We start from the raw sequence: 20982 nt of genomic DNA, 5'->3' as shown, positions 1-20982 counted from the left end.
GAAATGGCCACGCGGTATTAGATGTGTTCAATCAAGAGCCTTTACCGAGTGAACATGCTATTTGGCAATGCCCTAATGCGATCATCACTCCCCATATCGCCGCGCCAAGTTTTCCTGAACAAGTCGTAGAAGTGTTCGTCGAAAACTACCACTTATGGTGTCATCAGCAACCTCTTAACCATCAAGTCGATTTTATAAAAGGTTACTAGGGCCAGCTGATCTTTGCTGGTTAAGTTTTGTTCGAAATAAAAGCGTTTTTAATCGAGGCGAATGAATTGATGCATAGTCATCTAAGCACCTTTTATTTACAAAGATACATTCAACAAAGAGTAAAACGCTTTTAGTCGAAGCCTTCGGGCAGCAAATAAACGGGGAAGCTCAACAAGCCCTGAACATCTTCAACTCTCTCACAGCACACGTAATGACTGATTTTGTGAGCTAGTCAGCAGTTTGTAATAACCATTACTTTTCGATATTTGCCAGATTTGTTCAAAAAGTTATTAGCAATGAGAACTGTTTTCATTTACAATTGCATTATTGTTGATTAGTTAGCATATTTAATTTTCCAAACTCTGTTAAATATGTCATCAAACTTTACGAAGAGGCTTTATGTACGTTTGTCTTTGTCACGGAATTACTGATACCCAAATCAGAGAAGCAGTAAGCAAGCATGGCGATAGCTCTTTAGCTGACGTTAAAAAACGCTTAGGTGTTGCTGATCAATGTGGTAAATGTTCGCGTATGGCAACAAACATCATTAAAGCTCAAGTGGATGTTGAACCTAATTTCTACGAAGTCGCTTAATCTCTATTATATTTTCAGTCCTTCATTTCTCAATAAATATAAGCGTTAACTTCAAATCTAATTCATAAAAAATGCTGCCCTGAGGCAGCATTTTTTGTTTCAAGCGATTATTTAGATTGGAGTGTTCTAAATGCCCGACTCTTCTGTTTCATCTTCAGCGGTTTGAGCACCTTGCTCAATCTGAACACTATCGACACGCTGTAAACCTCTTGGCAATTTAGCGCCACGACGGCCTCTTTCACCACGATAATGCTCTAAGTCAGATGGTTTTAAGGTTAACTTACGTTTACCAGCCCACAGAGTGACTGACGCATCCTCAGGAATAATATCCAAATGAATGAGTAGTTCTTCACGATTTTTAGCGCGATCCGTTGGAATACCAATAATCTTGTTGCCTTTACCTTTCGATAATTGCGGCAATGCATCCACATCAAATATCAGCATGCGGCCTTCATTGGTAATGGCAATAATCGATTGCGTTACCCCTTTATTGACTAGTTTAGGCATCAATGACTGCGCATTGGCAGGTAGACTCAGTAATGCTTTACCCGCTTTGTTACGACTAATCATATCCGCGTATGAACCAATAAAACCATAGCCTGCATCACTAGCCAGTAAATAGCATTGGCTGTCCACACCCAGTAATACATGGCGCATGACTGCATCAGGAGATAGATTAAAGCGAGTAGTGATGGGTTCGCCCTGACTTCTGGCTGAAGGCAAGGTATGGGTGTCAGTTGCAAACGCCCGCCCTGTAGAGTCAATAAATACGCTTGGCTGGTTACTCTTACCACTAGCACTGCAAAGGAAAGCATCACCCGATTTATAGTTCAGCCCTTCACCATCAACATCATGGCCTTTAGCGCAGCGAACCCAACCTTTATCAGACAATACAACAGTCACTGATTCTGCAGGAGTAAGCTCTTGCTCTGTTAACGCTTTAGACTCTACACGTTCGATAATTGGAGAACGTCTATCATCGCCAAACGTTTCACCATCTTGAATTAACTCTTTTTTCACTAAGGTTTTTAAACGACGCTCAGAACCTAGAATTAATTCCAGCTTATCACGCTCAGCTGCGAGCTCTTCTTGCTCACCTTTAATCTTAAACTCTTCGAGCTTAGCTAAATGACGTAGTTTTAAATCTAATATCGCTTCAGCTTGCTTCTCTGACAACTCAAAGCGAGCCATTAACTCGGCTTTTGGCTCATCGTGGAAGCGAATGATTTCAATCACTTCATCGATATTCAAGAAGGCAATCATTAACGCATCAAGAATATGCAATCGAGCCAGTACTTTATCTAATCTGAACTGTAAACGACGGGTCACCGTTGAAATACGGTAGGTCAACCACTCGGTGAGTAACTCTTTTAATCCTTTAACTTTAGGACGGCCATCAAGACCCAAGACGTTTAAGTTAACGCGAAAGCTTTTTTCTAAATCGGTTGTAGCAAATAAGTGTGCCATCAGTTGATCGCAATCAACTCGATTAGAACGAGGAACAACCACTAAACGAACAGGATTTTCATGATCTGATTCATCACGTAAATCCGCTACCATTGGCAGCTTTTTCGCTTGCATTTGATTGGCAATTTGCTCAAGAATTTTGCCACTACCCGCTTGATGAGGCAAAGCAGTAATCACAACTTCACCATTATCGATATCGTAAACAGCGCGCATTTTGATTGAACCGCGACCTGTTTGGTAAATCTTAGCAATATCTTTACTTGGGGTAATGATCTCAGCGTATGTTGGATAATCAGGGCCTGGCACAAACTCCATCAGGCGCTCTAATTCAGCTTTAGGATTTTCAAGTAGCTCTACACATGCAGAGACTAATTCGCGCACGTTATGTGGCGGAATATCTGTTGCCATACCAACAGCAATACCGGTAATACCATTCAATAAAATATGCGGTAAGCGTGCAGGTAATGACTTGGGCTCTTTCATGGTGCCGTCAAAGTTAACGCCCCAATCTACAGTCCCTTGACCCAGCTCAGATAATAATACTTCAGAGAATTTTGATAGTTTTGCTTCGGTATAACGCATCGCAGCGAAGGATTTAGGATCATCTGGTGCGCCCCAGTTTCCTTGACCGTCGACCAAAGGGTAGCGATATGAAAATGGCTGTGCCATTAATACCATTGCTTCGTAACACGCGCTGTCACCATGTGGGTGGTATTTACCTAATACATCACCAACGGTACGGGCAGATTTCTTATGCTTTGACTGAGCTGATAAGCCAAGCTCACTCATTGCATAGATAATACGACGTTGAACAGGTTTTAAACCATCGCCAATATGCGGCAAAGCACGGTCCATAATCACGTACATTGAATAGTTTAAATAAGCCTCTTCAGTAAAGCGGCGCAGAGGCATTTGCTCTACACCATCAAGGCTTAATTCAATCGCATCACTCATTATTTCATATCCTGTGATTGTTCTGTCGCTTTGTAAAACAAGCGATATATATTGCCTTTTAAGTCATCAGAGATGAACATTGCTCCATCAGGTGCATTTATCAGGTCATAAGGTCTGGCGACGGGGAATTCTCCGTCTAAAAAGCTAACTACTCTCTCACGTTTGGTTATTTCATCACCATCAAGCGTTAACATGACAACTTGGTAACCAATCTTACTTGAACGGTTCCAAGAACCATTTTCAGCAACAAAAAGTTGATTGTGGTAACGTTCAGGGAACTGTTTACCTTCGTAAAACAGTAAACTGGTAGGTTTAACGTGCGCGGGTAATTCAAATTGCGGTACTGACACATTTAAGGTGTCAGGCTTTTTAAAAGCGGGTTCGGCGACATCGGTACCATGTATATATGGAAACCCGAAATGACTGCCTTTTACATCGATACGGTTAATTTCATCTGCGGGCATATTATCGCCCATCCAATTTCGTCCTTGATCGGCAAACCATAATTTGTCAGTACTTGGCGACCAGTCAAAACCGATAACACGACGCAACCCTGAAGCCACCTGCTCTGTGTCACCCGATTTAATATCAATCGCTAACATGCTGCCAAATGGCGCTGGCGCTTCACAAACATTACATGGTGAACCAATCGAGATATAAAGGCGACCATCTGGACCAAACTCCATACCGCGGGCATGCTTGCGTTCTATGCTAGGTAAGCCGGAATAGACTTCTTTAGGTCGACCTGGGCGGCGAAGACGGTTTTCAACATCTTGATAGCGCAGAATGCGATCATCTTCGGCTACGTATAAATCACCGTTATGAAAAGCGATAGCTTCCGGGTATTCCAAACCTTTGCCAATCAAATAACGTTTATTCACTTGGCCATCGTTATCAGAATCAACTAACGCGTAAATTGTGCCGCTCTTTCTTGAGCCAACAAATAAGGTCCCTTGGCTACCAATTGCCATCTGCTTGGAGTCACCCAAATCAGAAGCATATAAAGTGAGTCCAAATCCTTTTGTAACAGTAATCATCATAGGATCGGCAGCAAGCGCCTTAACTGCAGCAAGCTGAGCTAAAGCTATTACAGACAGTGTTTTTAAGGCTGTTGAAATTTGCTTGATATCCATTTTAATTATTATTCTCGACATTATAATTATTCTTTGCCTTTCTCTTTTTGGGCAATGTGCAATGTAATAGTACGGGTCTAACTACCCTTTTAGATCTCTGCTAAATCACCTTTAGACTCTAACCACACTTTACGGTCTGGTGAACGTTTTTTAGCTAATAACATATCCATTAATGCCATCGTATCTTCATTGTCATCAATAGTAAGCTGTACTAATCGACGTGTATTCGGATCCATGGTGGTTTCACGTAATTGCAATGGATTCATTTCACCCAATCCTTTAAATCGAGTAACCTGCACTTTGCCTTTTTTCTTTTCTGCAACAATTCTATCTAATATACCGTTTTTTTCGCCTTCATCTAGGGCATAAAAAACTTCTTTACCTAAATCAATCCTGAATAAAGGCGGCATTGCGATATAAACATGGCCTTTTTCTACTAATACGCGATAGTGCTTCATGAACAAAGCACACAATAACGTAGCAATATGTAATCCATCAGAATCGGCATCCGCTAGGATACATATCTTGCCATAACGCAGTTCAGAAATATCTTCACTGTCTGGATCGCAACCGATCGCCACTGAAATATCATGCACTTCTTGCGAAGCTAACACTTGAGATGCATCAACTTCCCAAGTATTTAAGATTTTACCACGTAGCGGCATAATCGCTTGAAACTCTCTGTCCCGTGCCTGTTTGGCACTACCACCAGCAGAATCCCCTTCCACTAAGAATAACTCACCTCGCATAGGGTCTTGGCCGCTACAGTCGGTTAATTTACCTGGTAATGCAGGTCCTGAAGTCACTTTCTTACGCGCGACTTTTTTAGCAGCTTTTAAGCGGCGCTGTGCATTACTAATACACAGCTCAGCTAATTGCTCTGCTTGCTCTGTGTTTGAATTTAACCAAAGAGAGAATGCATCTCTGACAATACCCGACACAAATGCTGAACTTTGACGGCTCGATAGCTTCTCTTTTGTTTGCCCAGAAAACTGAGGGTCTTGCATCTTAATAGATAGAATAAACGATGCTTTGTCCCAAATATCTTCTGGTGATAACTTAATGCCACGAGGAACCAGGTTTCTAAATTCACAAAACTCACGCATTGACTCTAATAAGCCCTGCCTGAAACCATTCACATGAGTTCCACCTAACGGCGTCGGGATCAAGTTTACGTAACTTTCGTAAATACTATCACCGCCTTCAGGCAGCCAAGTGATTGCCCATTCAGCCGCATCTGTCTTACCTGAGAACTCTCCAATAAAAGGCTCTTCTGGTAATAGAACGGAACCCTTCACAGCTTCTTTCAAATAATCTGTTAAACCGCTTTCGTAATACCATTCGTTAACTTCACCATTTTGCTTGTTAGTGAACTTAATACGTAAACCAGGACACAACACTGCTTTAGCACGTAATTGATATAACAGTTTAGAAATTGAGAAGTTACCCGAGTCAAAATAGCTCGCATCGGGCCAAAAATGTACTCGTGTACCTGTGTTACGTCTGCCACAGGTACCTGTCACTTTTAGGTCTTCAACTTTATCGCCATTCTCAAATGCTATCTCGTAAACTTGCGCATCACGACGGACACTAATCTCAACTCGTGCCGACAAGGCATTTACAACTGAAATACCCACCCCGTGCAGGCCACCTGAAAATTGGTAACTGTCATTAGAAAACTTACCACCAGCGTGCAATTTAGTTAGGATAAGTTCAACACCGGGGATCCCTTCTTCGGGGTGAATATCTACCGGCATACCACGACCATCATCGATAACTTCTAAGGAGTTATCAGCATGAAGCACCACATCAATTTTTGTAGCATGACCCGCCAAAGCTTCATCGACACTGTTATCAATGACTTCTTGACCTAAATGGTTAGGTCGAGTGGTATCGGTGTACATACCAGGACGGCGTTTTACAGGGTCGAGTCCATTAAGAACCTCGATAGCATCAGAAGTGTATTGATTGGTCATAGTCCACACATTTGGTCAATTGTTAGCCCACATTATTGGGCCCTAATGAAACTGATTAAGAAATCTGTAAAAAGTCACAAATCTTATCTAGCTGATTTTTATAGCCAATAAAACTGTGATCACCATTGGGCTCTAAATGCAGCTCACAACAATGATATTTGGATAACGCTTGACGATAATCTAACACTTCATCGCCAGTTTGCAAAAATACTAAGAAACGGTCGGGACGAAATATCACTTCAGTATCATACTCAGCCACATCTAACTTGTGTTGTGGCAATACTTGATAGTGCTCGTCAGTATAGGGATTATATTGAGGCCCTAAAAACTCATCAAAAAGCTCAAATGGCTTTACCGCAGGGTTAATTAAAACAGCTTTACCGCCATAGGTCTCAGCTAAATAGCTCGCAAAATAACCACCTAAAGAAGAGCCAATAAAGCCTAATGATTCACCTTCTGCTTTCGCGCGCTCTACAATACCACATAATAAGGCCATCGCTTCTTTTGGCGATGATGGTAATTGAGGTTGAATGAAGTTTAAATTAGGAAAACGGTGTTGAATATACTGAGCCGTTTCTACTGCTTTATCTGACAGAGGGGAACTATTAAATCCATGTATATAGAGAAGCATACTTCCTCTCGCTTTAAATAACCTGAAATGCCAAAGCATCAATAAAATCAGGCTAACACATGAATATTTAGCGCTTAATAACCGCTAGCATCATTGTCTGGAGAGAATTTTTCCCCAGGCACCCGATAAACGTTTGTTTGAATGCTACCATTGCTTGCTAACTCCAGCAAACGATAGCCAGGTTGAAGTCCATCTAAAGCAAAATAGGATGATTTTGGTTTAAATTGTATACAGGTGGATGGCGTGGCCATTAAATAAATCCCCCCCTCAGCAGTAGGGTACTGGGTATCTATGGTTTGATGGACATGCCCCCAAAGTGCGCCTTTAACTTGCGGATATTGACTAACACGCTTTAAAAAAGCGTCGCCATTGCTCATACAGTGCTGATCAAGCCAACTACACTCAACTAAAATGGGGTTGTGATGCATCACCAGTAAAACATGCTTATTCGGTTCAGCTTTAATGGCAGCATCAATAAGCGCAAATTGCTGCTCAGCCATATAACCGCCAGGCTTGCCCCGCACCGTAGAATCCAACATTAAAATTTGCCATTCACCAGCTAGAATACGCTGCTGGCCAAATAAATGTGGCCCTTGCATATGTAAACTCATCAAGCGTGGATCATCATGATTACCAGGTAGGTAATGACAAGGAAGGTTTAGTTCTGCAATAGTCGCGGAAAAATGTTGGTAAGACTGTGGAGAATAATCTTGGCTTATATCACCCGTAGCCAAAATCATGTCAGCTGGGTATTCGGTCGCAAGATAAGTATTTAACACCGCCTGAAAACTGGCAGCCGTATTCACACCTAACAGCTTTGCTTCAGGATCAGCAAATAAATGCGGGTCAGTAACTTGAATAAGTCGCACGACATCCGTATCAGCAATTGAATAAGACACTGGCTCTTTAAGCACTAATTAATCCCAACATAAATTAATTCAATGTTTTAGAGTGATGAAGAACAGACTTGCACTGGGCGACATCCAATCTTTAACAGCTCTTCTAGAAATGCATTAACTTGATACTTCTCATCCGTTTGATGCATATGTACATTTGGATAATCATACACTGCTTTTAACCGATAAATCTGTTGACTAGTTAACACTTCTGCTAATTGAGCATCATGATAGACTCGCACACAGGCTTTAGGTGTGATAAGGAAATCACTGTTAGGCAAATGGCGCGTTATTTCAATTAATTGAGTATATTTTGTGTTCTCTAAGATAGTGACATCCAGTAGGCCAAATTGACCTTCTACAGTCCAAGAGTCATTAACGTCAGCAACATCTGGTAGCCACTTTAAAATCAACGCATAATTACGCCCACACAATGCTAGGAAAGCACTGACGTTAGGTTGGTATTTATCTTTAGTGGTTTGTTGCTTCAAAATTAACTCACTTACTTTTGCTTATTTGACTGCAATTCTTTAACGATAAACCTATTAAGCTATGCTTGTCTTACTGTATCTAGGTTTAACGCTAACCATTGCAAGCCAATAACAGTAGATGCATTATCTATTCGACCTGAATTCACCATAGCCATCGCAGCGTCAAAGCCAACAACATGCACTTTAATATCTTCATGTTCATAATCGAGTCCATGAATACCTTCAGCTTTAGTGGCATCAACTTTAGCCCAATAAAAATGAAAACGCTCAGAAGAACCACCTGGTGTTGCTAAATAACTATTGACCAAATGCACTTCGCTGGCCGTCAAGCCAGTTTCTTCCATTAGCTCACGCTCTGCGACTTCAGCTGGAACTTCGCCGGCAGCAATCATACCTGCCACAAGCTCAAGAAGCCAAACAGAATTAGTCGTTGCTAATGCAGGTAATCTAATTTGCTCTATCAATACTACTTGGTGAGTGACTGGATCATAAGGTAAAACAACGACGGCATTGCCTCGCTCGAAAACTTCCCGTGTGACAACTTCACTCCAGCCACCAGAAAATAGCTTATGTTTGAATTTATATTCATCTAATTGAAAGAAACCTTTATATAAGGTTTTAGTGGAAATGACTTCAACATCGCTTTTTGCGTTAAATTGTTCTATTACTTCACTATCTTTCATATTTTTTCTTACAGTTTGTAAGCCCTTTGAAATATTTAATGCATTATTATATTAGCTAAGCATTTAAGCATGCGAGTTTAAAAAAGTCTGTTACAACTTGAAAGTTGATATTTAGCTTAAAGATGATAGTCTTTTTATCATACACACTAGATACATAGCGGGATTGCACAAAGTTTTAGCTGGTTCACAATATGCTAAATCAATCTTGCTTAAAATTTAAAATTGTGAACAAACAAGATCATCTTACCTCCCAAGCGGAGACTATGTCTAAAAGGGCAGCAAATGAAATTTAAAATACGTTCTTTATACGCAGCACTAACACTAGCTGTTGCTGCACCTGCAGCAAATGCTGACGATTTATTGCAAATTTATCAGCAAGCGCTGACAAGCGATACCATCGTACTTCAAGCTCAGTCTCAACGTGATGCACTATACGAAACGATTGAAGAAAACCGTGCTCCCTTACTGCCTACCATCAGCGCAAACGTAGGCTACTCTAAAGCATGGAATGATACAGATGATGGTACACCTACAGATAAACCAGAAGGCTTCACTGGTGGTGTAACCTTAAATCAAGTGATTTATGATCACAGTGCATGGGTAGGCTTAGACCTAGCTGAAATGGCAGCATCTCAGGCTGATTCAGCCTATGCATCTGCGCTTCAAGCATTAATCATTCGCGTAACTACTGCTTACTTTGATGTATTAACGGCAAAAGACAACTTTGAATTCCAAGGTGCAGAAAAACGCGCAATTGAGCGTCAACTAGAGCAAACTAAACAACGTTTTGCTGTAGGCCTTACTGCAATTACCGACGTACATGAAGCTCAAGCACAATACGATTTAGCTTCTGCAACTGAAATTCTTGCTGAAAACACATTAGCGAACAGCTATGAAGCATTACGTGAAATCACAGGGATAGATCATAAATCGATTAATACCCTTGATACCAACCGTTTCTCAGCTGGTGCTCCTAGCCCAACCAGTTCGTCTGAATGGTTGAAAATTGCTGAAACTAACAGTATTGATTTGATGACTCAGCGTATCGGTCGTGATATCGCTAGCGAAACTATCACTCTTTATAAAGCAGGCCACATGCCTTCGCTAAATTTAGGTGCTGGCTATACTAAAGGATTCGATCAAAGCCCTGGGGCTGACTACGATAATGCCAACATTGCAGTGACTTTAAGTGTACCGATTTTTGAAGGTTTCAAAGTGACTTCTCAAGTTAAGCAAGCACAGTTTGCTTATGTTGAAGCAAGTGAAAAACTGGAACAGGTTCATCGTGGTGTAGTTAAAGATGTACGTAATAACTTTAACAACGTCGGCGCATCAATCAGTTCAATCCGTGCTTATGAGCAATCAGTGATTTCATCTGAAAGTGCTTTAAAAGCGACTCAAGCAGGTTTTGAAGTGGGTACACGTACTATCGTTGACGTATTAAACCGTACACGTGACTTATATGATTCAAAGCGTCAGTTATCTGATGCTCGTTATGGTTACATCAACTCTATCTTGGCGCTTAAACAAGCTGCTGGTACCTTGAGTGAAGATGACATCATCTCAATCAATAACGGCTTAATCGCTCAGTAATATTGAGCAGATAACGCAGTAAAAAACCGCCAGTTGGCGGTTTTTTTGTTTCTGTAAACCAGCTAATCAGAAAGTCATTTCAACTCCTGCAGCTTATCTATTCAACGACAACAATTAACATCAACGCTTACTGAGTTCTGAATTAAATTGCAGGCACTTCAAGTTCGATGACATCTGCTAAAACAGCGGCTTAATGACTGAGTAAATAATATTAAATTTGAGCCACAAAAAAGCCGCCATTAGGCGGCTTTTATTGCTAATAACTTACTGGTTAGAAAGTCAGTTCAACACCGGCAAATGCACCTTTAAAGGTCATATTCTGTGTCGTACTTGAGAAGTCATCAACATCGAAGTTGAACTCACGGTAACCGACACGAACAGCAGTATCTAAAGCAACACCATCAAACTTCCAACCTAGACCTGCGTTGTAATCATAAACACTGGTTTCATCGACACCAAGCATCACATCAGCAAATGCATATAAACCTAAACCAGGTACGCCAACCTCAGCGCTTGCATATACCATAACAATACCACTATCTACGTCCACTTCTTCAGGATGACCTGGGTCTTGAACGCGCAATGAACCGTGCATTTGCTTGTAAGCAGCACCTAAATCTAACGCCACTAAATCGTTATCCAGGATTTCATAGTAAAGTACAAAATCAGTGTTACTTAGGTCGTTATATACTGTGGTGTCAGATTCAAATTGATGACCATTGAACATAAAGTTTGAGCCAACTTGACTGCCCTTACCTTCTAAACGGTTTTCACGAATTTTGATATTCGGTACCAATGGAATTGGATGCTCAATCGCAATCCAAAGGCTACCTTGAGATTTAGACTCATAGTTATAAGTTTGCGCTACACCATCATCGCTGTTGAATGAACCACTGGTGTCAGCATCCCAGTAATCACCACCAACTTTAAAACCAACAACAGTAGCTGCATGAGCAGAAGAAACGCTCAACATACCTAATAAGGCAGTGGCAAGAAGTGTCTTTTTCATCATTATCCCTGAGAGAGTAAGTTAGTTAAATCAATCACCGCGGCATTTGCACGGGATATATAATTAGCCATCACCAACGAGTGATTCGCTACCAATCCAAATCCATCACCATTTAAAACCATTGGGCTCCAAACGGTTTGCTGAGTTGCTTCCAGTTCACGAATAATTTGTCGCAAACTCACTTCAGCATTTTTCTTTTCTAACACATCGGCAAAATCAACTTCGATAGCTTTCATGAAGTTTAATAAAGCCCAAGCAGAGCCTCGACTTTCATAAAGCACATCATCAATTTTCCACCAGCTAGTTTTAATTTCTAAATTAGCCAAAGAAGGTGTCGACTGCCTTGCAGTGTTATCACCAGCTAAATCAGTATTTAAACGATCTTGACCTACGCTGGCAGATAACCGCTGCGACATACTGCCCAAACGTTTCTGAACCTCTTTTAACCATTCATTTAGATTATCAGCACGGGCATAAAACTGTGCATTACTGTTTTCAGTATCGCTAATTTTAGCGCGATATAGTTTCAGTAATTTAATTGCTTCACGGTACTCGCCTTCAGCACTTGGCACTAACCAGCTAGTGTGTTCAATATTTAACTTTGAATGTGCGGCAAGTAAATCAGCATCGGCAGTTGACTGCGATTGTGAACGACTAAACTCTTTACGCATGATTAAGGCTAAGTCACGAGATTGCTCAAGTGCACCAAACTCAAAAGCCGGCATATTATCCATCATTACTGACGGCGGCATAATATCATTGGATAACCATCCACCTGGTTTGTCCAATAGGGTTTCCATAGTCGAAATTAATGAAGATGTCGTGGCATAACCAACAATGTCATCCCCGCGTTCATTTTGAAGTACTTCTGGCTCAAGAATATCAGGCTCAATACTCCACCAAACAGCAATGAAATAACCAATTAATAAGATTACTCCAACGACTCCAAATACTTTATTCCTTGTCATTTGCATCAATACAACTCCTTAATGATGATGGTGGTGATGATTGCTTTCTTGAGTATCGTTATTCGATCTTTTTTCTACAGCCAATTCAATAGCGAGGGTTTGGCCGTCTTTAAAGGTCAATACCAACGGAACTTTATCGCCTATTGTAAGTGGCTTGGTTAATGATAGCAGCATAATATGGTCACCTGATGGCTGAAGATTCAGCGTGCCATGAGATGGAATATCGAACCCCTCAACTTGACGCATTTTAACCATGCCATTTTCTTCAACCAAGGTATGTAGTTGCGCTTCTTCAGCAACTGGCGTCGTCACAGAAACTAAAGTCACCGCATCATCGGAATGATTCATTAACGTTAAATAAGCTGCGGTATTTGGCACACTCGCAGGCATAGCTCTAACATGCCCTTCACTTAACATTATCCCTGCTGAAGCAGAAAAAGAAAATACACTTAATGCTAAAAAACTAAACAGTTGTTTGAATATTGCTTTCAATGTCATAAACTCCATTTACACCCTACTCGTGTCCATAAGGAAAACAACGAATGAGTCAGATTCAGGTTAAGGATGATCAAGGCGTACGTATTATCAGTTTCAATCGCCCTGAAAAACGTAATGCATTTAATCTTAAAATGTACCAACAGCTTACAGAATACCTGATCCAAGGTGAGGCCGACAACGACATTCGTACCTTTATGTTGCGCGGTGAAGGCAACTGCTTCACTTCAGGTAACGATATCGCAGATTTCCTTGCCAGTGGTGAGCTAAATGATACTCATCCTACTGTGAAATTTCTGCATTGCCTGCTAAACCTCAAAAAACCTATCGTTGCTGCGGTTTCTGGCGCAGCTGTCGGAATTGGCACAACCATGTTACTGCATTGCGATCTAGTTTATGCTGATAATAGCGCCAAATTTCAATTGCCTTTTGTTAATTTAGCCTTGGTTCCCGAGGCCGCATCAAGCTTGTTATTACCCTTAATTGTCGGTCAGCAAAAAGCGGCTGAGCTCATTTTATTAGGTGAAAGTTTTAGCGCTAATACTGCGAGCGAACTTAACATTATCAACCGAGTGATTGAACAGTCTGAACTAGATAGTTTTGTTTTGGCACAAGCCAAAAAACTCGCAGCGCAACCACCACAATCTCTGCAAGCATCTAAAAAACTACTACGCTACAACCAAACAGAAGTTAAACAACAAATGCTAGCTGAGTTAGACGTGTTTGGAGAAAGACTTAAAAGTGATGAAGCTAAAGCACGCTTCCAAGCTTTTTTAAATCGGTGATATTTTTTTTATTCATCACGCTAATGAAATAACGCTATAAGGCTTAGCTTTAGGAAGAATGTAACTGCACATTTAACAATGCACTGTTAATAATGCACTTTGAAGATAAAAGATAAGAAGTAGCAGCCTCTTCCTTGTACGGCCATGATGTTAGGGTATAAAAACTTACCCTAACATTAGTATTTTGTTTTTTGCAGGCTCATTACAATAGCTGTGACAAAGTAAGCTATCAGACCCATCGTCGGATTCAGAAAAATAGCGATTAACGTTAATACTCGTGTCCACATCACTGACCAACCAAATTGCTTTGATACTGACAGTGTGGTGCCACATATAATGCTTTTATCTGCTTTTAAAAACTTTTCAACATCGGACATGTTCATTTTGTTTCTCCAGCGAAATCTAAACTTGTCATCTCTTGAGAAATCGCTTCAACACTTTTAAATTGGTACCACTGCAACCCGCATATCAGTAGTGAACAAACTATAAAACTAACAACGGGAAGCAGAAGTAATGAGATTAATGGATCTGCTAAATGAAATATCATCATTAAATCCATAAATTAGTCCTCGTTACTTGCTAATACTGAATCTGTAGTCGCTTCTTGCGCTGTTTCAGCTATCTCAAGTGAGTTGTTTAACTCAAATACTTGCTCTGCAATTTGACTATGTAACGACAATACAATTTCTTGTTTTGCGGTTTGCAGCATTTCTGTTGCTGTTTCACTCATGCGTGTTTCTAGCACATTGATCATATCGTTACTGTTCAAGTCGTTTGCTTGTGCACTAACACTTGCGGTAGCAATTAATGCCACTAGAGCTGCTTTTTTCAATGCACTTTTAGCCGTTGAATTTGCGTTAGTGTCACTAGTAGAAATTAAACCAGTTGTATTATTAGTTGAGTTAAACATGATGTCTTCCTTTTCAATTGTTGGGTACACCATGGTTATTACAAGCTGCGTGCCAAGTTTTAAAATTATTTCTAACAACTGATTTTAAAGTGTTTTTTATCAACTCAAGATTTTCAACAACAAAACTTCATTGAGCAAATTTTAAACTGTTAGTATTTTTAACCACTAAAATAGTGAAATTAGCTAAAACTTAATTAGCCAAATAGCGCCCACAAAAAAAGCGCCAATAATTGGCGCTTTAAATCTCGTTTAAGACCCTTGTTAAACAATTATCTTGCGATGCTTTTACACATTATTATTAGGGTAAAAAGTCACATCCGCTGGCGGGCGGCTCTGCTCCATTCTCGCCACGGCATCCCATATAACTGAAACTCCCGCTCCTGCTTTATGGGCGTTCTCACTTAAATGTCTACGCCAGCCTCTTGAACCTGGTAATCCCTGAAATAAGCCAATCATGTGACGAGTAATATGGTTTAGCCTACCACCGTCTTTTAAATGCTGCTCAATGTAAGGCATCATTTGCTCAATCACTTGCTCACGGGTGATAACCGGCTTGTCTTCACCGTAAATCAATTGATCCACTTGCGCTAGAATGTAAGGGTTCTGATAAGCCTCACGTCCAATCATCACGCCATCAAGCTGCTTAAGATGAGTTAATGAATCCGCTAGCGTTTTAACGCCACCATTAATACTGATATTCAAATCGGCATAATCACGCTTGAGCTGATAAACACGTTCATAGTTAAGTTCAGGTATTTCACGGTTTTCTTTCGGGCTTAAGCCCTGTAACCAAGCCTTACGGGCATGCACAATAAACGTATCGCAACCAACGCCCTTAACGGTATCAACAAAATCAGTCAAAAACTCGTAGCTGTCTTGTTCATCAATACCAATGCGAGTTTTTACCGTCACCGGAATATCTGCAACTTGTTTCATCGCATCAACGCATTCAGCAACTAAAGTAGGTTCGCCCATTAAGCAAGCGCCAAAACGGCCATTCTGCACCCGATCAGATGGACAACCGACATTAAGGTTAATCTCATCATAGCCACGCTCAAAGGCCAATTTGGCACACGTCGCTAAATCTTTTGCATTGGAGCCACCTAACTGCAAAGCCACAGGATGTTCTTCTTGGTTATAGGCTAAGTAATCACCTTGACCATGAATAATGGCACCCGTGGTGACCATTTCGGTATACAGCACAGTATTTGCCGACATCAGTCTAGCAAAATATCGATAATGCCTATCCGTCCAATCCAGCATTGGGGCGATTGAAAGCGCTCGGTTAAGTGTTACAGGTGAAGTCATAAAACAACCATAATGAAGATAAGGTCAGCACACACGAAGTTGTGCTGATTTAGTGCAGCCAACATTTATTGGCTCAATTTTAAGTAATTATACCATTAAGCTCGAAGGGAGTTATAGCCATTAATCTCCGTGTTTTTTATTGTTCAATAAGCAAGCAGTTGAACTTCATACTAGACTGTTATTTTATAGCCCATATCATTGTCATTCAAACGGATACCCTAAAATGAATGTTGAGTTTATCAACCCTTTTTTGTCATCATTGCTCAACGTTACCACCACGATGGCAATGATAGAACTCACTCCAGGTAAGCCACAGCTAAAAAATCATGACCAAGCAAAAGGCGATATTTCCGGGCTAATTGGTATGATTGGTCCACAAACTAAAGGGTCACTATCAATAACATTTGATCAAGCATTAATCTTAGAAATAATGAACAAGATGTTGGGTGAAAAACCGACTAAAATTAATCAGGAAATCAGTGATTTAGTTGGAGAGATTACCAATATGGTAACAGGTGGAGCTAAGAATCTACTAAGCGATAAAGGCTATGATTTTGATATGGCGACACCGGTTGTTGTCGCAGGAAAAGATCACACCATTGCCCACAAAGCCAAAGGAAAAAAGATTTTAATGCCTTTTACTCATGAGCATGGCAATGCCTACATCGAAATATGCTTTGAAGATCTTCAAATGGATTAGAAAGGCTGATTGACCATTACCCAAAACTGGCTTTCATCACCGCCACTGACAAAATCACTTCTAATAACAATATCTTCCACTTCAAAGCGAACACTCACACCGTAAGACGTTTTCATGTCTTTGTGTAAGTCATCAAGAGTAAACTCGTCGGTCACATTCCCCGCTTCAATTAATAATGCCCACTGCCACCAAGGCACATCATATAAATTAAAAACCGGTAAATTTTGTAGTGGCTGCCAACGAGGAGTCATACGATACTCTAGCGCATAATTGACCGCGCTTCGTCCAGTAAACTGCTTAGAGTCATAACCTCTTAACCTATCGAATCCTCCGAGTGAAACACCTGCAAATGTTGGTGGTCGATGATACTGCTGATTTTCGTCATCAACACTGTTCCAACTTGGTGTATCGGCAATGTAAAAGTTGGCTGCCACTACTTGGTTTTCAAACCAAGCATTACTGCCTAGTGACATAAAAGCACTTTGCTCAAATTCCCACATAAACCAACTGGGATCGTCATTGATCTCAAGACCACGGGTGAATCTTAGGTTCGTTTGCCCGCCGTCACTGGTGTTATTAGCAGAGTCTCGATTGTCCCAGTTTAAAGCAAACTCAAAGCCGCGAGCTTCATCGGGTAGATAATCTAGCGCTTCTAATTCTCGGTACTTATTGAATGGCGTTAAGCTGAGTGTTGTAACACCTGATTCTAACGGATTCCAATTGATTGCATTTTTCTTTCTGGCTAGAGACGCAGCGGCGCCATTCACACCGCCACCAATTGGCAATACATACTTAATGTGCAGCTTTGAAAAACCTTCATCTCCCACACTGACAATACGTTCAGCATCGTTAGCTTGCTGGGCTTGAGGTAAATAGTAAATACCTTGTTCATAATGGCCACGGAATAACTCAGCGCTAAACAACCATTGATCGAGTTGGGGTATTTGATAATTGTATAATCCAGCATAGCCAAGCCAGCTGTCATTGGCAGAATATAAACCTATACCCAGTGCAACGGCTTGAGCTTGCCCTGCATGCTTTATGACACCAGCAGCGCCAAAGGTGGTACTCAGGGTTTCGGTTGAAAATACAATCGGTACTGCAACAAACTCTGGATCATATTGATGAGATGCTTGGGCTGCTTCAGACACTTTCTCTGACGAACCTTTCTGAGATGACGTCTGCTCAACAGCCTCTTTTTCAGATGAGAGCTCAACTGAAACCAGTGGACCTTCTGAAACCAGTGTACCTTCAGAAGCCAGTGTACCTTCAGAAGCCAGTACGCCTTCTGATGCCACAGTCTGAATCATGGGAGTTTGATTAGGTAGAACTTGTGATGTAGCAGATCCTGCAACAGCGCCCACGCTAAATACTACGCAATAAATCATTACGGCTGATTTATACAACTGCACTTATCTTTCCTTCTAATACAAAGCCGCCACCGTTAAACGTCTGTGGCTTTGCAACATCTAGATGCCACTAAGGGCTTTATTCTTGTAAATCGACAACAACTCGTGGGGTCAGCTTAGTGACTAATTCGTAAGCAATAGTACCAATGTGCTCGGCCACTTCCTCAACAGCAAGCGCTTTACCCCAAAGCTGAACTAAGTCACCAACGCTGTCAGTCGCATCGGCACCTAAATCAACAGTCAGCATATCCATTGAAACTCGACCGACAATAGGTACTCTTCGTCCATTTAACCATACAGGTGTACCTTCAGGCGCATTACGGGGATAGCCATCGCCATAGCCAATCGCGACGACACCTAATTTAGTATCTTTATTGGCTGTCCAATGAGCGCCATAACCCACGCTTTGACCTGCTTTATGATCGCGAACTGCAATTAAATTAGATACTAACTCCATTGCAGGAACTAAACCGTGATGGCTGCCTTTATCTCCGTAAACAGGTGATACACCATATAAAGCAATACCTGGTCTTATCCAATCACATTGGCTTTGGGGCCAAAATAATGTGCCAGCTGAATTTGCCAGGGTTCTGTCGCCGGGTAATTCTGCAATAAGTTGATTAAAGCTATCCATTTGCTGTTGGGTGAGACTATTTTCAGGCTCATCGGCACAAGCAAAGTGCGTCATTAAGTGAATCGGCTTTTTAACATTAGGACAAGCCAGTAAACGTTGATAAACGTCATTAAACTGCTCAATGCTAAAACCAAGTCTGTGCATGCCAGAATCAACTTTAAGCCAAACAGTAATTGGGGCGCTTAAGTGAGATTGCTCGAGCATTTCAAGTTGAGATTCATGATGCACGACAGTATCGATCTGATGTTTTACCAGTAAGGGCAAATCCGACTGACGAAAGCAGCCTTCAAGTAGCAGTAATTTTGCACTCACACCGCCTTCACGAAGCTGTAGTGCCTCTTCAAGCCTTGCTAAACCAAATCCGTCTGCACTTTCAACACATTGAGCTACATTGAGTAAACCATGGCCGTAGCCATTAGCTTTAACAACCGCCATAACTTTACTGTTCGGTGCTATCACTCTTAACCTTGCAAGGTTATCTTGTAAGGCTTGTTGGCTGATTTCTGCACGGGGAAACGGTTTCAAATAATTAACCTTACTTGGCAAACGGGCGCAGATAAACAGCACCATGAAAAACTAAAAAAATGAGCCTCTGTTTTATGTAAACAGAGGCTTGTTTGATAATAGCAACTTGCTAACGAAAGTCTGTTTTATGAAACAGGATTAATCTTCGTCAAATATTTGCGTACCAGAGTAATTATCAAACCGAGAAAACTGACCTTGGAAAGCTAACGGAACACGACCAATTGGGCCGTTACGTTGCTTACCAATAATAATCTCTGCGACACCTTTTTGCTCAGAGTCATCGTTATACACTTCGTCACGATAAATAAACATGATCAAGTCGGCATCTTGCTCAATCGAACCTGATTCACGCAAATCCGAGTTAACAGGTCGTTTATCAGCACGTTGCTCCAATGAGCGGTTAAGCTGTGACAGTGCAATAACAGGAATTTCGAGCTCTTTTGCTAATGACTTTAACGAGCGAGAAATTTCGGCAATTTCCAAGGTACGATTATCTTTTAATGACGGCACCTGCATTAACTGCAAGTAATCAATCATGATCATGGATAGTCCGCCATACTCACGCGCAATACGCCTAGCACGGCTTCGCACTTCTGTTGGCGTTAAGCCTGAACCATCATCAATGTACATCTTGCCTTGCTCCAGCATGATCCCCATTGTTGACGACACGCGAGCCCAATCCTCGTCATCAAGTTGTCCTGTACGAATTTTGGTTTGATCCACTCGACCTAAAGACGCCAGCATACGCATCATAATCTGTTCTGACGGCATCTCTAAACTGAAAATAAGTACCGGCTTATCCTCATTCATCGCAGCTTGTTCACACAAGTTCATCGCAAAGGTCGTTTTACCCATAGATGGACGCGCTGCCACAATGACCAAATCGCCAGACTGAAAACCAGCAGTCATTTTATCTAGGTCGCTAAAGCCACTCGACACCCCGGTCACACCGTTTTGTGGGTTATTATATAACTGCTCAATTTTATCGACAGTCTTTTCAAGAATCGATTTAATTCCTTCAGGACCTTCATTGGCATTGGCTCGCGACTCTGCAATCTTAAAGACTTTGGTTTCAGCTAAATCGAGTAAGTCACCTGAATTACGCCCTTCTGGGTTGTAACCTGCATCGGCAATTTCATGGGCAACACCAATCATGTCACGCACAACCGCACGCTCACGCACGATATCGGCATACGATAAAATGTTACCGGCACTTGGGGTGTTTTTAGCAATCTCGCCTAAATAAGCAAAACCACCGGCATCTTCAAGCTGATCTTCAACTTCAAGTCGCTCAGATACCGTAATCAAATCGATAGGTTGGCCGGTTTCAACAAGACGGCTCATCGCCGCATAAATCATTCGGTGAGAGCGAGAGTAGAAATCATCTGCCACGATAGCCTCTGAGACTCTGTCCCAAGCTTCGGCATCGAGCATCAAGCCACCTAAAACAGACTGTTCAGCTTCAATAGAGTGAGGCGGTAATTTGAGGGCATCAACTTGTGCATCTCTTAACCTTTCTTTAGCCTTAAAAGGACCTTTTTGTGACATTAAAACTCCCAATTCCCAACCTGTTTGTAAAATATGGTATAACACCGAGGTCATGCAAACATG

At 41.3% G+C, this 20982-nt stretch carries 21 protein-coding genes; 5 read left to right on the top strand and 16 right to left on the bottom strand.

Annotated elements, in window-relative coordinates:
• The coding region (locus tag FNZ24_RS14650; RefSeq protein WP_267463734.1) for an NAD(P)-dependent oxidoreductase at positions 1 to 209 on the top strand (209 nt) is incomplete at its 5' end.
• 400 nt (positions 210 to 609) lie between these two features.
• A complete protein-coding gene (locus FNZ24_RS14645; RefSeq protein WP_055023428.1) occupies positions 610 to 804 on the top strand; it encodes a bacterioferritin-associated ferredoxin in 195 nt (64 codons plus the stop codon).
• 126 nt (positions 805 to 930) lie between these two features.
• Here the strand turns inward: FNZ24_RS14645 and parC are convergent, their stop codons facing one another.
• The 7 genes from parC to nudF all read right to left on the bottom strand — a co-directional run bounded on the left by parC (position 931) and on the right by nudF (position 9035).
• The gene (parC, locus tag FNZ24_RS14640) at positions 931 to 3225 is read right to left on the bottom strand and encodes a DNA topoisomerase IV subunit A (protein ID WP_153915477.1); all 2295 of its coding nucleotides are present in this window, start codon (positions 3223 to 3225) and stop codon (positions 931 to 933) included.
• Positions 3225 to 4265, bottom strand: coding sequence for a PQQ-dependent sugar dehydrogenase (locus FNZ24_RS14635; RefSeq protein ID WP_228768502.1), 1041 nt, complete (start codon positions 4263 to 4265; stop codon positions 3225 to 3227). The genes parC and FNZ24_RS14635 overlap by 1 nt, the downstream gene beginning before the upstream one ends.
• A gap of 182 nt (positions 4266 to 4447) precedes the next feature.
• The gene (gene parE, locus FNZ24_RS14630) at positions 4448 to 6334 is read right to left on the bottom strand and encodes a DNA topoisomerase IV subunit B (RefSeq protein ID WP_153915476.1); all 1887 of its coding nucleotides are present in this window, start codon (positions 6332 to 6334) and stop codon (positions 4448 to 4450) included.
• Positions 6335 to 6389: 55 nt separating this feature from the next.
• Positions 6390 to 6965, bottom strand: a complete 576-nt coding sequence (locus FNZ24_RS14625; protein WP_153915475.1) for a YqiA/YcfP family alpha/beta fold hydrolase — start codon at positions 6963 to 6965, stop codon at positions 6390 to 6392.
• 74 nt (positions 6966 to 7039) lie between these two features.
• Positions 7040 to 7879 (bottom strand): 3',5'-cyclic-AMP phosphodiesterase, encoded by an 840-nt coding sequence (gene cpdA / locus FNZ24_RS14620; RefSeq protein ID WP_153915474.1) that lies wholly within the window; start codon positions 7877 to 7879, stop codon positions 7040 to 7042.
• Positions 7880 to 7911: 32 nt separating this feature from the next.
• Complete coding sequence (locus tag FNZ24_RS14615; RefSeq protein WP_153915473.1) at positions 7912 to 8352, bottom strand: DUF1249 domain-containing protein; 441 nt, start codon at positions 8350 to 8352, stop codon at positions 7912 to 7914.
• 59 nt (positions 8353 to 8411) lie between these two features.
• Entirely contained in the window at positions 8412 to 9035 is a 624-nt protein-coding gene (gene nudF, locus FNZ24_RS14610) for an ADP-ribose diphosphatase (protein WP_153915472.1), read from the bottom strand.
• 282 nt (positions 9036 to 9317) lie between these two features.
• Here nudF and tolC point away from each other — a divergent pair, with 282 nt between their 5' ends.
• Positions 9318 to 10628 carry an outer membrane channel protein TolC gene (gene tolC, locus FNZ24_RS14605; protein WP_153915471.1) on the top strand — a complete coding sequence of 437 codons (1311 nt, stop codon included), beginning with the start codon at positions 9318 to 9320 and terminating at the stop codon, positions 10626 to 10628.
• A gap of 271 nt (positions 10629 to 10899) precedes the next feature.
• Here tolC and FNZ24_RS14600 read toward each other — a convergent pair whose 3' ends face one another.
• From FNZ24_RS14600 to FNZ24_RS14590, 3 genes are read right to left on the bottom strand one after another with little or no spacing between them, the layout of a single operon-like run.
• Positions 10900 to 11637, bottom strand: coding sequence for a TIGR04219 family outer membrane beta-barrel protein (locus FNZ24_RS14600; protein WP_153915470.1), 738 nt, complete (start codon positions 11635 to 11637; stop codon positions 10900 to 10902).
• 2 nt (positions 11638 to 11639) lie between these two features.
• Positions 11640 to 12611, bottom strand: a complete 972-nt coding sequence (locus FNZ24_RS14595) for a DUF2333 family protein (RefSeq protein ID WP_153915469.1) — start codon at positions 12609 to 12611, stop codon at positions 11640 to 11642.
• Between the two features lie 12 nt (positions 12612 to 12623).
• Positions 12624 to 13112, bottom strand: coding sequence for a copper chaperone PCu(A)C (locus FNZ24_RS14590; RefSeq protein WP_153915468.1), 489 nt, complete (start codon positions 13110 to 13112; stop codon positions 12624 to 12626).
• A gap of 35 nt (positions 13113 to 13147) precedes the next feature.
• Here FNZ24_RS14590 and FNZ24_RS14585 point away from each other — a divergent pair, with 35 nt between their 5' ends.
• Positions 13148 to 13885: an enoyl-CoA hydratase gene (locus FNZ24_RS14585; protein WP_153915467.1), complete on the top strand. Its 738-nt coding sequence runs from the start codon at positions 13148 to 13150 to the stop codon at positions 13883 to 13885.
• 176 nt (positions 13886 to 14061) lie between these two features.
• Here FNZ24_RS14585 and FNZ24_RS14580 read toward each other — a convergent pair whose 3' ends face one another.
• From FNZ24_RS14580 to dusA, 3 genes are all read right to left on the bottom strand, one after another.
• Complete coding sequence (locus FNZ24_RS14580; RefSeq protein WP_153915466.1) at positions 14062 to 14268, bottom strand: PspC domain-containing protein; 207 nt, start codon at positions 14266 to 14268, stop codon at positions 14062 to 14064.
• Positions 14269 to 14447: 179 nt separating this feature from the next.
• On the bottom strand, positions 14448 to 14795 hold the full coding sequence (locus FNZ24_RS14575) for a hypothetical protein (protein ID WP_153915465.1): 348 nt from the start codon (positions 14793 to 14795) through the stop codon (positions 14448 to 14450).
• Positions 14796 to 15080: 285 nt separating this feature from the next.
• The gene (gene dusA / locus FNZ24_RS14570) at positions 15081 to 16103 is read right to left on the bottom strand and encodes a tRNA dihydrouridine(20/20a) synthase DusA (RefSeq protein WP_153915464.1); all 1023 of its coding nucleotides are present in this window, start codon (positions 16101 to 16103) and stop codon (positions 15081 to 15083) included.
• A 223-nt stretch (positions 16104 to 16326) separates the two neighbouring features.
• Between dusA and FNZ24_RS14565 the strand changes: the two genes are divergently transcribed.
• Positions 16327 to 16803 (top strand): chemotaxis protein CheX, encoded by a 477-nt coding sequence (locus FNZ24_RS14565; protein ID WP_153915463.1) that lies wholly within the window; start codon positions 16327 to 16329, stop codon positions 16801 to 16803.
• Here the strand turns inward: FNZ24_RS14565 and FNZ24_RS14560 are convergent.
• From FNZ24_RS14560 to dnaB, 3 genes are all read right to left on the bottom strand, one after another.
• Positions 16800 to 18215 (bottom strand): outer membrane protein assembly factor, encoded by a 1416-nt coding sequence (locus FNZ24_RS14560; protein WP_228768500.1) that lies wholly within the window; start codon positions 18213 to 18215, stop codon positions 16800 to 16802. The two genes, FNZ24_RS14565 and FNZ24_RS14560, sit on opposite strands and share 4 nt — an antisense overlap.
• 76 nt (positions 18216 to 18291) lie before the next feature.
• On the bottom strand, positions 18292 to 19371 hold the full coding sequence (alr, locus tag FNZ24_RS14555) for an alanine racemase (RefSeq protein ID WP_153915462.1): 1080 nt from the start codon (positions 19369 to 19371) through the stop codon (positions 18292 to 18294).
• A 138-nt stretch (positions 19372 to 19509) separates the two neighbouring features.
• The gene (dnaB, locus tag FNZ24_RS14550; protein ID WP_153915461.1) at positions 19510 to 20919 is read right to left on the bottom strand and encodes a replicative DNA helicase; all 1410 of its coding nucleotides are present in this window, start codon (positions 20917 to 20919) and stop codon (positions 19510 to 19512) included.
• Positions 20920 to 20982 lie beyond the last annotated feature (63 nt).

The sequence above is a fragment of the Shewanella sp. TC10 genome, assembly GCF_009663145.1.
Classification (GTDB): Bacteria; Pseudomonadota; Gammaproteobacteria; order Enterobacterales; family Shewanellaceae; genus Shewanella.
Note: the sequence above shows the minus strand (reverse complement) of the source record. Positions and strands in the feature narration are given on the sequence as shown.

Excerpts from the sequence above, each read along its gene's own strand:
- FNZ24_RS14645 (WP_055023428.1), top strand. The coding sequence starts at position 610 with ATGTACGTTTGTCTTTGTCACGGAATTACTGATACCCAAATCAGAGAA.
- parC (WP_153915477.1), bottom strand. The coding sequence starts at position 3,225 with ATGAGTGATGCGATTGAATTAAGCCTTGATGGTGTAGAGCAAATGCCT.
- FNZ24_RS14635 (WP_228768502.1), bottom strand. The coding sequence starts at position 4,265 with ATGATGATTACTGTTACAAAAGGATTTGGACTCACTTTATATGCTTCT.
- parE (WP_153915476.1), bottom strand. The coding sequence starts at position 6,334 with ATGACCAATCAATACACTTCTGATGCTATCGAGGTTCTTAATGGACTC.
- FNZ24_RS14625 (WP_153915475.1), bottom strand. The coding sequence starts at position 6,965 with ATGCTTCTCTATATACATGGATTTAATAGTTCCCCTCTGTCAGATAAA.
- nudF (WP_153915472.1), bottom strand. The coding sequence starts at position 9,035 with ATGAAAGATAGTGAAGTAATAGAACAATTTAACGCAAAAAGCGATGTT.
- tolC (WP_153915471.1), top strand. The coding sequence starts at position 9,318 with ATGAAATTTAAAATACGTTCTTTATACGCAGCACTAACACTAGCTGTT.
- FNZ24_RS14600 (WP_153915470.1), bottom strand. The coding sequence starts at position 11,637 with ATGAAAAAGACACTTCTTGCCACTGCCTTATTAGGTATGTTGAGCGTT.
- FNZ24_RS14595 (WP_153915469.1), bottom strand. The coding sequence starts at position 12,611 with ATGCAAATGACAAGGAATAAAGTATTTGGAGTCGTTGGAGTAATCTTA.
- FNZ24_RS14590 (WP_153915468.1), bottom strand. The coding sequence starts at position 13,112 with ATGGAGTTTATGACATTGAAAGCAATATTCAAACAACTGTTTAGTTTT.
- FNZ24_RS14585 (WP_153915467.1), top strand. The coding sequence starts at position 13,148 with ATGAGTCAGATTCAGGTTAAGGATGATCAAGGCGTACGTATTATCAGT.
- FNZ24_RS14580 (WP_153915466.1), bottom strand. The coding sequence starts at position 14,268 with ATGAACATGTCCGATGTTGAAAAGTTTTTAAAAGCAGATAAAAGCATT.
- FNZ24_RS14575 (WP_153915465.1), bottom strand. The coding sequence starts at position 14,795 with ATGTTTAACTCAACTAATAATACAACTGGTTTAATTTCTACTAGTGAC.
- dusA (WP_153915464.1), bottom strand. The coding sequence starts at position 16,103 with ATGACTTCACCTGTAACACTTAACCGAGCGCTTTCAATCGCCCCAATG.
- FNZ24_RS14565 (WP_153915463.1), top strand. The coding sequence starts at position 16,327 with ATGAATGTTGAGTTTATCAACCCTTTTTTGTCATCATTGCTCAACGTT.
- dnaB (WP_153915461.1), bottom strand. The coding sequence starts at position 20,919 with ATGTCACAAAAAGGTCCTTTTAAGGCTAAAGAAAGGTTAAGAGATGCA.